The sequence below is a fragment of the Streptomyces sp. NPDC041108 genome, assembly GCF_055592645.1.
In genome coordinates this window covers 128832-140811 of sequence record NZ_JBVIYK010000009.1, presented here as the reverse complement: position 1 = coordinate 140811, position 11980 = coordinate 128832, and the positions used below count along the sequence as shown (strand labels likewise).

Annotated in this window: 12 protein-coding genes; 7 read left to right on the top strand and 5 right to left on the bottom strand. The window is 72.7% G+C overall.

Going from position 1 to position 11980, the window contains the following annotated elements; translation table 11 throughout:
- Window positions 1-2 precede the first annotated feature (2 nt).
- The gene (locus ACZ6BB_RS25390) at window positions 3-626 is read left to right on the top strand and encodes an HAD domain-containing protein (protein WP_471617466.1); all 624 of its coding nucleotides are present in this window, start codon (window positions 3-5) and stop codon (window positions 624-626) included.
- 58 nt (window positions 627-684) lie between these two features.
- On the opposite strand, the gene ACZ6BB_RS25385 is transcribed toward ACZ6BB_RS25390, so the two are convergent.
- Entirely contained in the window at window positions 685-1227 is a 543-nt protein-coding gene (locus ACZ6BB_RS25385; protein ID WP_471617465.1) for a hypothetical protein, read from the bottom strand.
- 211 nt (window positions 1228-1438) lie between these two features.
- Window positions 1439-2368 (bottom strand): Vgb family protein, encoded by a 930-nt coding sequence (locus ACZ6BB_RS25380; RefSeq protein ID WP_471617464.1) that lies wholly within the window; start codon window positions 2366-2368, stop codon window positions 1439-1441.
- Between the two features lie 196 nt (window positions 2369-2564).
- On the opposite strand from ACZ6BB_RS25380, the gene ACZ6BB_RS25375 reads away from it, so the two are divergent.
- Entirely contained in the window at window positions 2565-3305 is a 741-nt protein-coding gene (locus ACZ6BB_RS25375; protein WP_471617463.1) for a class I SAM-dependent methyltransferase, read from the top strand.
- Between the two features lie 72 nt (window positions 3306-3377).
- On the top strand, window positions 3378-3635 hold the full coding sequence (locus ACZ6BB_RS25370; protein WP_471617462.1) for a hypothetical protein: 258 nt from the start codon (window positions 3378-3380) through the stop codon (window positions 3633-3635).
- A gap of 9 nt (window positions 3636-3644) precedes the next feature.
- Here the strand turns inward: ACZ6BB_RS25370 and ACZ6BB_RS25365 are convergent, their stop codons facing one another.
- Window positions 3645-4067 (bottom strand): nitroreductase/quinone reductase family protein, encoded by a 423-nt coding sequence (locus ACZ6BB_RS25365; protein WP_471617461.1) that lies wholly within the window; start codon window positions 4065-4067, stop codon window positions 3645-3647.
- 21 nt (window positions 4068-4088) lie between these two features.
- Here ACZ6BB_RS25365 and ACZ6BB_RS25360 point away from each other — a divergent pair, with 21 nt between their 5' ends.
- The gene (locus tag ACZ6BB_RS25360) at window positions 4089-4271 is read left to right on the top strand and encodes a hypothetical protein (RefSeq protein ID WP_471617460.1); all 183 of its coding nucleotides are present in this window, start codon (window positions 4089-4091) and stop codon (window positions 4269-4271) included.
- Between the two features lie 58 nt (window positions 4272-4329).
- Here the strand turns inward: ACZ6BB_RS25360 and ACZ6BB_RS25355 are convergent, their stop codons facing one another.
- Window positions 4330-5166 (bottom strand): SAM-dependent methyltransferase, encoded by an 837-nt coding sequence (locus ACZ6BB_RS25355; protein WP_471617459.1) that lies wholly within the window; start codon window positions 5164-5166, stop codon window positions 4330-4332.
- A gap of 217 nt (window positions 5167-5383) precedes the next feature.
- Window positions 5384-6934: a CehA/McbA family metallohydrolase gene (locus ACZ6BB_RS25350; protein WP_471617628.1), complete on the bottom strand. Its 1551-nt coding sequence runs from the start codon at window positions 6932-6934 to the stop codon at window positions 5384-5386.
- A 192-nt stretch (window positions 6935-7126) separates the two neighbouring features.
- Here ACZ6BB_RS25350 and ACZ6BB_RS25345 point away from each other — a divergent pair, with 192 nt between their 5' ends.
- The 3 genes from ACZ6BB_RS25345 (at window position 7127) to ACZ6BB_RS25335 (ending at window position 11973) form a co-directional block, all read left to right on the top strand.
- Window positions 7127-7966: a serine hydrolase domain-containing protein gene (locus tag ACZ6BB_RS25345; protein WP_471617627.1), complete on the top strand. Its 840-nt coding sequence runs from the start codon at window positions 7127-7129 to the stop codon at window positions 7964-7966.
- A gap of 78 nt (window positions 7967-8044) precedes the next feature.
- The gene (locus ACZ6BB_RS25340) at window positions 8045-8890 is read left to right on the top strand and encodes an LLM class F420-dependent oxidoreductase (protein ID WP_471617458.1); all 846 of its coding nucleotides are present in this window, start codon (window positions 8045-8047) and stop codon (window positions 8888-8890) included.
- Between the two features lie 497 nt (window positions 8891-9387).
- The gene (locus ACZ6BB_RS25335) at window positions 9388-11973 is read left to right on the top strand and encodes a bifunctional FO biosynthesis protein CofGH (RefSeq protein ID WP_471617457.1); all 2586 of its coding nucleotides are present in this window, start codon (window positions 9388-9390) and stop codon (window positions 11971-11973) included.
- The last annotated feature ends 7 nt before the right edge of the window (window positions 11974-11980 follow it).

The following is an 11980-nucleotide window of genomic DNA, read 5'->3' as shown; positions in this document are numbered from 1 at the left end:
GAATGCTGCGTGAGCGAGACGAGCGGAGTGAGGGAGGCGAGCGGGGTGAGCGTCGGGGGACGGACCGGCCGCTCCTCTATCTCGACGTCGACGGGCCGCTGAACCCGTACGCCGCGAAGCCGGAGCGGAGGCCCGCCGGATACACCACCCACCGGATGAAGCCGCAGGGCTGGCTCGCCCAGCATCCGGGACAGCCCGCGGCGTACGTCAAGCCGCTCCGGGTCTGGCTCAACCCGGAGCACGGCCGTCAACTCCTGGAGCTGGGCGCCCTGTTCGACGTGACCTGGGCGACGACGTGGGTCGGCGAGGCGAACACCTACATCGCGCCGGTCCTCGGACTGCCGGAACTGCCGGTGGTGGAGTGGCCCGCTCCGGGCCCGTCCGGGCCGCCCCGGGTGTCCGGGACGGCCGCGAACCCCGGGATCTTCTGGAAGACACAGCGCCTCGTCGAGCACGCGGCCGGGCGCCCCTTCGCCTGGGTCGACGACGAGATCGGCCCCGCCGACCGGGAGTTCGTCGCCGCCCACCACCAGAACTCCGCCCTGCTGCACCGCGTGGACCCCCGCCTCGGCCTACGGGACCCGGACTTCACCACTCTCGCCGCGTTCGCCCGCACCACGGGCTGAGCGGGAGAGAGGAGAGAGGGGAGAGGGGAGAGGGGAGAGGGAGGGGGAGCGGACAGGGCTAGCCGTCGAGGTCCTGCTCGGCCGGTTCGCCGCGGCCGACGGACAGGGACCAGCGCACCGCGGAGGTCGCGGTGACGGAGACGGTACCTGCGCGGTGCGCTTCGTCGCTGGTGAACTGGTTGTATTCACCGGTCACTTCACCGTCGCGGCAGATCACGGTGAAGGAGGTGCCCAGGGGCCGCAGGGAGACCTCGACCTCCCCCTTTCCCTCGCACTGCGCCGCGACGGTCACCGTCTTGCCGTCACCCTTCCTCGCCCCGCCGAACTCCATCGACGCGTTGCCCCTCGTGCCGTCCCGACGCAGGACGACCCGGTCGGCCATCTGCAGGTCCGGGGCGGCCTCCACGGACACCTCGGGTACGGCGGCCTCGTCCGCACGGCCGGAGTCCGCCGCCGGCGTCGCCTTCGCGGGGCTCGGCTCGGCCGCTTGTACGGGCTCTGGCCGCTGCGCACCGGTGTCGCCGTTCGACGAGCACGCGGTGGTGGAGAGGAGAGCGGCCGCCGACAGCAGCGTCAGGGAGGTGACAGCGAGACGTGACATGCGTGTTGAGCGTGACATGAACGACCCCCGTCAGTCGGCCCGTTGTCGGCGGGCGAGGTCGTGATCGTGACACCGGGCCGAATACGGCAACAAGGCGGAAGTCCGAGTTCAGAGCATGATCTGAGGTTGGCGGCGCCCACCCGTCGGCGCCCGAGTCCTTCCTCGGGCCCCGCCGGTGACGCCTGCGGGTCCGCGCGGGGCCACGTACCCGTCAATCCGCGTCCTCGACGGCCCGGAGGCGGGCCACCGAGCCGGTCTCCAGGGCTGTCCACATCGCGCCGTCCGGGCCGAGAGCGATGCCGTGGGGCTCCGAGGAGGGGGTCGGCAGCTCGTGTTCGTGGATCTCGTGCCGGCGGCCGTCGTGGGTGATCCGGCCCACGCTGTTCGCGCCCCATTCGGTGAACCAGCAACCGCCGTCGGCGTCGGCATCGGCGACGATGGCGTGAGGGCGGGACTCGCGGTCCGGCAGGGGGAACTCGTCGATCTTCCCGTCCGGAGTGATCCGCCCGATCTGTCCGGCCCCGATCTCGACGAACCACAGGGCCCCGTCACCGCCGGCGGCGATGCCCACGGGACCGGCGCCCGGCGTCGGCAGCGGGTGGACGGTCACCTCACCGTCCACCGTGATGGCACCGATCGCGTTCGCCTGGTTCATCGTGAACCACAGCCTGCCGTCCGGCCCGGCGGCGATGCCCGAGAGGAACGCCCCGGAGACCGGGAGCGGGAACTCGGCGATCTCCCCCTCGGTCGTGATCCGGCCGATCCTGTCGGCCCCCGCCTCCGTGAACCACAGCGCGTCGTCGGGCCCGACCGCGATCCCGAACGGCCCGGCGTCGGGCGTCGGCAGAGCGAAGGACGTGACCTCTCCGGCCGTGGTGATCCGCCCGATCCGGTGCCCCCGGAACTCCGTGAACCACAGCGCACCGTCCGGCCCGGCCGTGATGACCGAGGGCCCCCCGGACGTCGATCCGAGGGAGTACGACGTGGTCTCTCCGTCGGGCGTGAGCCTGCCGACGCGCCCGGCGTGGACCAGCGTGAACCACAGCGCGCCGTCCGGCCCGGCGGCGATTCCGTACGGCCCGGCCTCGGCGTCGGAGACGGGGAACTCCTGGATGGACACGGCCGGGCGGCGAGAAGTCATGAATGCGAAGCCCTCAGTCGGTGAGTAGGAGAAGCGGCGAGTCGGAGTGAGACGGAGAAGCGGTGAGGCGGAGAGAGGCAGGTCCGAGAACGGCGGTCGACGCACAGCGTTCCAGAGCGGCCGCGCCCCTGTCGCCCGAATTGCCGCGGGGGCGACGGCTGTTGGAGCCGCCCCACCGGTCCCCTACGGTGGCCGCATGGCTGACGAGATCTTCCGTGACCGGCGGCTGGCCGAGCTGTACGACCCGCTCGACCCCGATCGCAGCGACCTGGACGCCTACCTCCTGTGCGCGCAGGAGTCCGGCGCGAGGAGAGTGCTGGACATCGGCTGCGGAACGGGCGTCTTCGCGCTGCTGCTGGCGGAGCGCGGGGTGGAGGTGGTCGGGGTCGACCCGGCCGGCGCCTCCCTCGACGTCGCGCGGGCCAGACCGGGGGCCGACCGGGTCCGGTGGATCCACGGCGATGTCGGGGCCCTTCCCCCGCTGCGGGTCGACCTCGTCACGATGACGGCCAACGTGGCGCAGGCGATCGTGGAACCGGAGACATGGCGGCGGACGCTGGCGGGGGCGTACGAGGCACTGCGACCGGGCGGCAGGCTGGTCTTCGAGACCCGCGACCCCGCCGCGCGGGCCTGGGAGAAGTGGAATCGCGAGGACTCGTACCGGGTCACCGAGGTACCGGGTTTCGGCGCGGTCGTGAGCTGGGTGGAGTTGACGCGGGTCACCGGCCCGCTGGTGACCTTCCGTTGGCACTACGCCTTCGACGGCGGTGGCGGCGAGGTGACGCTGACGTCCGACTCCACCCTCAGATTCCGCGAGCGGGACGAGGTCGAGGCGGATCTCGCCGCGCACGGATACGTGGTGGAGGACGTACGGGACGCCCCCGACCGTCCCGGCAGGGAGTTCGTGTTCGTGGCCTGCCGGCCATCGGAGGGCTGACCTGTTCACCTCTCAACCCCTCCCGGGGGCGTGGCGGTCTTACCGGGCGTCATCGACAGGAGGGCGTACTCCATGCAACTCGATCCCGATCTCTGCCTGGCCGTCCCGGAGGGCTTCGACGACTCGGACGCCGAGACCCAGGTGCATCCGATGGCGCGGAAGCTGTTCCCGGCCACGACCGCCGCGGAGGCGTTCCGGAAGGCTTCCGTGTGGGTGGGGGAGCACGCCGTCTTCCTGGTGGACGTGTCCTGGGACTTCCTGCACGAAGAGGACGAACCCTACGTGCTGAGCGTCTACTTCACGTTCGAGCTGGATCCCGAGGACGTCTGAGGGGGAGCGCTACCCGCGCAGATCCACCCGCACCGTCAGCAGCCCCGCCCCCAGCACCCGTACCGCCGCGCTGTTCATACGGGGCAGGGTGCGCAGGCGGGCCACCGGGTCGTCGTCGTGGAGGAGGTGGGCGGTGCCGGTGTGCCAGCGGCCCCGGATGCGTACCCGCACCGACGGGTCGGCCTTGATGTTGCGGATGTAGTGGGACTTCTCGCCGTACTCGGAGACCAGCCAGAACGTGTCGCCGACGCGCCGCCCGCCGATGGGGGTGCGGCGAGGGAGGCCCGAGGTGCGGCCGGTCGTCTCCAGGACGGTCTGGAGCGGGATCCGGCGCAGCACCGGATTGGCGACGTGACGCTGGAAGGCCGTGACGGCCCGCTGCTTGGGACCGGGGCGCTCCGGGCCGTTCACCTGGCTCGCATGGCTCGTCATGGGCGTCATTCTCCTCGGGACGTGGGAGGCGGTGGGGCCGTACGGCAGTCCGACCATCTGGCCGTCCGGTCATCGGACCATCTGGCCGTCCTCGCCGTCCTCGCCGTCCTGGCGGGCCCGGTGGACGGCGCGGTGGACAACCTCGCGGACGGCCTCGCGGGCGGCACTGCGGGCGGCACGGCGGGCGGCACCGGACCCGGCTGAGGTCCCAGCCGAGGCCCCGGCCGCCCGCCCGCCCGGCCCGTGCGGCCCACGCGGCGGGCTACGGCTTCCGGCCCACCCCGCCGTGCTGCCCGATCGGCTTCGGCTTCGGCTCGCCCTCGGCCGAGGGGTCCGGGTGCCACAGCGGTACGGAGACGATGCCGGGTTCGATCAGGTCGAGGCCGTCGAAGTAGCCGGTGATCTGGTCGATGGGGCGCAGGAAGTACGGGACCGCGCCGGTCTCGTTGTAGGCGTCCTGCGCGCGCTCGTAGTCGGGGTCGGTGCCCCGGGAGCCCTCGTTGATGTTGAGATAGCTGCCGGAGGGGAGGCCGGCCAGGAGGCGGCGGACGATGTCGCGGGCCTCCTCGTAGCTGGCGACGTGGCCCAGGATGCCGCTGAGGATCAGGGCCGTCGGCCGCGACAGGTCCAGCGTCTCGGCGGCGGCCGCGAGGATGCGCTCCGGTTCGTAGAGGCTGGCGTCGACGTACGCGGTGGCACCCTCGGGGGCGGAGTACAGCAGCGCGCGGGCGTGCGCGAGGACCGTCGGGTCGTTGTCGACGTAGACGATCCGCGCCTCCGGCGCGCTCCGCTGCGCGACCTGGTGGGTGTTGTCCGCCGTGGGCAGCCCGGTGCCGACGTCCAGGAACTGCCGGACGCCCTCCACCTCCACCAGGTGCCGGATGCTGCGCCGCAGATACGCGCGGCTGCTGCGGGCGATGGTCACGATGCCGGGGAAGGCGCCGGCGTACGCGTCACCGGCCGCCTCGTCCACCGGGTAGTTGTCCTTGCCGCCCAGCCAGTAGTTCCAGATGCGGGCGGAGGCGGGCACCGAGGTGTCGACCTTCTCCTTCGCCGCCGGAGCCGCCGCCGGGTCGGGCGTGGTCGCGTGATCGGTCATGGGTGCCGTCTCCTCCGCCGTGCAGGTGCGTCCGCACGAACGGCCCAGCCGTTTCGGCCGTGCGGGCCGTGGCAGCCGTACAGACGCAGGTGATGTGTCGAGCCAAACCTAAGGCCCAACACAGTTATTCCGTAGGCGGGTTCTCCCTATGTTTGCCCGACCTCCGCACTGCCTGCCACCGCCCTGCCACCGCCCTGCCACCGTCGGTCACCGCCCATCACCGTCCGAGGAAGATCGGGTTGGTGAAGGCCGCCAGCGGGCCCGGGAAGCCCGGCACGATCGGGGGCCGGCGGACCTCGGCACGTACGTACGCCGCGTACGAGGCCGTCGTACGCCACTGGGCCGAGCCGGTGCCGGACTCCGGGAGCGCGGCCGAGGTGAACAGGACCCCCTGGTCGGTGACGAAGTGGATGCTGCAGCCCGCGCTGCCCGTGGCCTCCAGACGGACGGTCACCGGGGTGTCCGGCGCCACCTCCAGCCGCTCGCCGATGCCCGCGTGCTCGCCGCGCGCGCCTGTCGCCGTGAAGGTCACGGACACGTCCTGGGACTCGGCGACGTAGGAGCGGCCCGCCCGCAGGCCCTCCTGGATGGCCTCCCTGGTCAGGTCGTCGGCGAGCACCACCGTCTGGGGGCGGCCGACCGGGTCGGGGTCGCGATGGGCGTCGCTGTTGCCCATCGCCGGGATCCAGTCGCGTCCCTCCTTCACGGACGCCACGAGCATGCCGTCCCAGTCGGCGAGCGCCACCTCGTCCTCCGGCGAGTAGGCGCCGTTCCACACCTCCACCGCGTCCGCCTCACCGAAGCCGAACTTCCAGTTGCAGCCGACGCAGGTGGCGTGCGGATGGGCCGGGACGACCAGGCCCCCGGCGCGGCGGATCTGCCGGGCGTACCGGCCGAACCGGTTGTCCCGGGCCCGGTAACGCCAGTCGACGAAGGTCCCCGGATCGATGCCGAGCGCCACGACGTGACCGTTGCGGGTGGTGACCTCCTCGCCCAGCATGACGAGCAGGTCGTCACCGGCGTGCTCGGCCCAATGGGCGTGCGCGGAGGGGGTGTTGTGCTCGGAGCTGTTGATGAAGTCCAGACCCGCCGCCCGCGCCAGCGCCGCCAGTTCGGCGAGCGTGCGGCGGCCGTCGGAGTACCAGGAGTGCAGATGGCAGTCGCCCCGGTACCAGGCCCGCCCCCGCCCCTCGGCCCGCTCCGGCGGGTACACCGGCTTCACCACCGGGGCCGGCGTGCCGTACGTGAGGGTGATCGTGATCTCGTACGGCAGCCCGTCCGGCGCCACCGTGTACGGGCCCAGCGCGATGTGCCAGGTGCCGGGGCGGACCGGGCCCGGGAGGTAGCCGGGGGTCGCCTCGTCCGTCCGGATGAAGAACTCCGAGCGGGCGCCGCCCGACCAGCCCCGGAAGCCCTTGCCGCCGAGATCCGTGCCGCGCTCGTCGAAGACACCGATGTCGAGGGCGTTGCCCGGGGTGCCCGCCGGGACGGCCGGTCTGTCGTAGCTGTACGAGACCCTCAACTCCCGTACCCCCGAGGGCACCTCGACCGGCAGATACACGAAGTCGGGGGAGCCGGTGGGGAGGGTTCCCCGGATGGTCCTCGTCTCCTGGTCACCGTGCGCGGCCTCGGCGCCGCTCGTCCCAAAGGTCACGCTTCCCAACGTAAGCGCGGCCGCCGCCGACGTCACGAACAGTGCGCGCCTTCCGAGTCCGTCGCCGTCGCCGTTCCTGTTCCGGTCCACGTGGTCGCGGTCGTCGTCGCACATGCTGCTGCTCCCCAGGTCGGTCGTGAGTGGCATGGCGTGGGTGGTGCAGGGGTGGTGCGTGCCACCTTCCTATGCGGTGGTGAACTGGGGGACAAGGGAAGGAAATCGCCGGTTTTCGTTTCGCCCCGGAAGGACATGCCGGAGACGTACGAGGACATGCCGGAGACATACGAGGAGTCGGAGGCGCAGGGCATGCTGACACCCACCTGCCTGCTGGGCGGCGCCGGTATCACCGACCGGGTGGTCCACGGCCACGACGTGGACCGGTTCGTGGAGATCGGCTCCCTGACCAAGGTGCTCACGGGAACCGTGCTGGCCCGGCTGGTGGCGGAGGGGACGGTCGCGTTCGACACCCCGCTGGAGGACTGCCTCGGCGAGGTGCCGAGCGGCACGGGCATCACCCTCCGGCATCTCGCCGAGCACACCTCGGGACTGCCCCGTCTGCCCGTCGGGCTCCCGGGCCCGCCGGACGATCCGTACCTCGCCTTCACGGAGGCGGCGCTGCGGGAGTCGTTGCGCGGCCTGGACCGGCTGACGGCCGGACGGCTGGGCGAGCGGGAGTACTCCAATCTCGGCTACGCCGTGCTCGGGTCCGCGCTCACGGCCGCCACGGGGTGCTCGTACCAGCGGCTCGTCGACCGTCACGTCCTGTCGCCGCTGGGGCTGGAGGCGGGGGTGGTGACGGCGTGTCCGCCCAAGGGCCGACGGCTCGTACCGCGCGACCCGTTCGGCCGGGTGCGTCCGCTGTGGACGCTGACCGGCCCGATCCTGCCGGCCGGCGGTATGTGGTCCACCTGCCGGACGCTGGCGTACCTCCTGGTCGCCCTGCTCGTCGAACGCCGGCTCGGCGATCCGGCGCCCTCCTGGCAGCGGGGCCCCGCGATCCGGTGGCACGACGGCGCCACCCGCGGTTCGTCCGTGCTGGCCGCCGCGTACGACGACGGGCGCTGGATCCTGCTCCACCGCCTCGGCGATCCGGCCGGCACGGAACGTCTCGCGACGAGGGCCCTCGCGGCGACGGACCGAGCCTGACCGCTCCCGCGTGACGGCCTCCCCCAGTGCCGACCGGTCGGTATGGACATCCCCGTCCCGAGCCGCTACAGATGACCCATGCGCATCTCCGTGACGATCTTCCTCACCGACGAGACGATCACCCCGACCCGGCTCGCCCGTGAGCTGGAGCAACGCGGTTTCGCGGGGCTCTACCTCCCCGAGCACACGCACATCCCCGTCGAGCGGACGACCCCGTATCCGGCCGGCGGGGACCTGCCGCGCGAGTACGGCCGCACCCTCGACCCCTTCGTGGCGCTCGGCCAGGCAGCCGCCGTCACCGAGCGGCTGGGCCTCGGCACCGGCATCACGCTGGTCGCCCAGCACGACCCGATCGACCTCGCGAAGCAGATCGCGACCGTCGACCACCTCTCCGGCGGCCGTCTCACCCTCGGCCTCGGCTACGGCTGGAACGTGGAGGAGGCCGCCGACCACGGGGTCACCTGGCGTACCCGGCGGGAACTGGTGCGGGACCGCATGGCGCTGATGCGGGCGCTGTGGGCGGAGGAGCCGACGGCGTACGAGGGGGAGTTCGGGAGCGTGCGGGCGAGTTCCGCGTATCCGAAGCCGGTGCAGAAGGCGCGGGGGCCGGTGGTGGGGCCGCGCACGCTGATCGGCGGGGCCGCGGGGCCGAAGCTGTTCGCGCACATCGCCGAGTACGCGGACGGGTGGCTGCCGATCGGGGGGCGGGGGCTGGGGGAGGCGCTGCCGGTCCTGCGGGCGGCGTGGGCGGACGCCGGACGCGACCCGGCGGGCCCGCAGGTGGTGCCGTACGCGGTCCAGCCGAGTGCGGGGAAGCTGGCGTACTACGCGGAGCTGGGCATCGAGGAGGCCGTGGTGCAGTTGCCTCCGGCGGGGGAGGCGGAGGTGCTCGCTCTGCTGGACGAGTACGGCACGTTCCTCTGACCCCCCCAACTCGACGATCGTCCCCGCCGCCCCAGAAGGGACCCGACGGCGTTGAGGTCCGCAGGGGGCTTGGTGCCTTTAGGGGCGCGGGGAACGGCGCGGCCAGCCCCCACGGGCCTGCACCCGCCGACGCACCGCACTTCCCCTCCGCTCAGGCGCCCGCTCAGGGCGGAGCCGGGGGTGCCGAGGCCGGCAGGGGGCCTGGTGCCTTTAGGGGCGCGGGGAACGGCGCGCCCAGCCCCCACCGACCCGCACCCGCCGACGCACCGCACTTCCCCTCCGCTCAGGCGCCCGCTCAGGGCGGAGCCGGGGGTGCCGAGGCCGGCAGGGGGCCTGGTGCCTTTAGGGGCGCGGGGAACTGCGCGGCCAGCCCCCACCGACCCGCACTCGCCGACGCACCGCACCCCCACCCCCAGCCGCCCACTCCGACGGCGGAGCCACAGGCGGAGCCAGGGGCGCCCGCCAAGGCGAAGCCAAGCCGCTCGTATGCTCGACGAATGACGACTTCCGCGACCTCCGGGACCGGCCCGACCGAGAACTCCATGCGGCGGGCACTCAAACGCGCCCGCGACGGCGTGGCCCTCGACGCGACCGAGGCGGCGGTCCTGCTCCAGGCGCGCGGCGCGGACCTGGAGGACCTGGCCGCCTCGGCCGCACGCGTGCGGAACGCGGGCCTGGAGGCGGCCGGCCGCCCCGGCGTCATCACGTACTCCAAGAGCGTCTTCATCCCGCTCACCCGGCTCTGCCGGGACAAATGCCACTACTGCACCTTCGTCACCGTGCCCGGCAAGCTCCGCCGCGCCGGCCACGGCATGTTCATGTCGCCGGACGAAGTGCTGGACGTGGCCCGCAAGGGCGCCGCCCTCGGCTGCAAGGAAGCGCTGATCACACTCGGCGACAAGCCCGAGGACCGCTGGCCGGAAGCACGCGAATGGCTCGACGCGCACGGCTACGACGACACGATCGCGTACGTCCGCGCCATCTCCATCCGCATCCTGGAGGAGACGGGCCTCCTCCCGCACCTCAACCCCGGCGTCATGAGCTGGACGGACTTCCAGCGCCTCAAGCCCGTCGCCCCCTCCATGGGCATGATGCTGGAGACGACCGCGACCCGGCTGTGGTCCGAGCCGGGCGGCCCGCACCACGGCTCCCCCGACAAGGAGCCGGCGGTCAGGCTGCGGGTGCTGGAGGACGCGGGCCGCTCCTCCGTCCCCTTCACCTCCGGCGTCCTCATCGGCATCGGGGAGACGTACGAGGAGCGCGCGGAGTCCCTCTTCGCGCTGCGGAAGGTCTCCCGCGCCTACCACGGCATCCAGGAACTGATCATCCAGAACTTCCGCGCCAAGCCGGACACCGCGATGCGCGGCATGCCGGACGCGGAACTGGACGAGCTGGTCGCCACGGTGGCCGTCGCCCGGCTCCTCATGGGCCCGGCGGGCTGCATCCAGGCCCCGCCGAACCTGGTCGACAGCGAGTACGAGCGGCTGATCGGCGCCGGCATCGACGACTGGGGCGGGGTGTCCCCCCTCACCATCGACCATGTGAACCCCGAGCGCCCCTGGCCGCAGATCGAGGAACTCACCGAACGCTCCCGGGCCGCCGGCTTCGAGCTGCGCGAACGCCTCTGCGTCTACCCGGAGTTCGTCTCGCGCGGCGAGCCCTGGCTGGACCCGCGCCTCCTCCCGCACGTGCGGGCGCTGGCCGACCCCGAGACCGGGCTCGCCCGCCCGGACGCCGTGGTCGAGGGCCACCCGTGGCAGGAGCCCGAGGAGGTCTTCGTCGCCGCAGGCCGCACGGACCTGCACACCGCCATCGACACCGAGGGCCGCACCGGCGACCGCCGGGAGGACTTCGACTCCGTCTACGGCGACTGGGGTGCCCTGCGCGAGGCGGCGGCGCCCGGCATGGCCCCCGAGCGCATCGACACGGACGTACGCGCCGCCCTGGCGACGGCGGCCGACGACCCCACACGGCTGTCGGACGCCGAGGCCCTCGCCCTGCTGCACGCCGACGGCCCGGCGCTGGACGCGCTCACCCGCATCGCGGACGACGTCCGGAAGTCGGCGGTCGGCGACGACGTCACGTACATCGTCACCCGCAACATCAACTTCACCAACGTCTGCTACACCGGCTGCCGTTTCTGCGCCTTCGCGCAGCGCCGCACGGACGCCGACGCGTACACCCTCTCCCTCGACCAGGTGGCCGACCGCGCCCAGCAGGCGTGGGACCTCGGCGCGGTCGAGGTCTGCATGCAGGGCGGCATCCACCCCGACCTGCCGGGGACGGCGTACTTCGACATCGCGCGGGCCGTGAAGACCCGCGTCCCCGGCATGCACGTCCACGCCTTCTCCCCGATGGAGGTGGTGAACGGCGCGACCCGCACCGGAATGTCGGTCCGCGAGTGGCTGACGGCCGCGAAGGAGGCGGGCCTCGACTCCGTCCCCGGCACGGCGGCGGAGATCCTGGACGACGAGGTCCGCTGGGTCCTGACCAAGGGCAAACTGCCGGCCGCCACCTGGATCGAGGTGATCACAGCCGCCCACGAGCTGGGCATCCGCTCCTCCTCGACGATGATGTACGGCCATGTCGACCAGCCCCGCCACTGGCTGGGCCACCTGCGCACCCTGGCCCGCATCCAGCAACGGACCGGCGGCTTCACCGAGTTCGTGACACTCCCCTTCATCCACACCAACGCGCCCGTGTACCTGGCGGGCATCTCCCGCCCCGGCCCGACGATGCGCGACAACCGGGCGGTGACGGCGATGGCGAGGCTGCTGCTGCACCCCCACATCCCCAACATCCAGACCAGCTGGGTCAAGCTCGGCACCGAGGGCGCGGCCGAGATGCTCCGCTCGGGCGCGAACGACCTGGGCGGCACCCTGATGGAGGAGACCATCTCCCGCATGGCGGGCTCCTCCTACGGCTCCTACAAGTCGGTGAAGGACCTCATCGCCGTCGCGGAAACGGCAGGCCGCCCCGCCCGACCCCGCACCACCCTCTACGGCGAGGTCCCGGAGGAACGGCAACGCGCGGCCACCCTGTCGGACGGCCATCTCCCGCAACTGCTGCCGGTGTTGGAGTGAGTCCGGC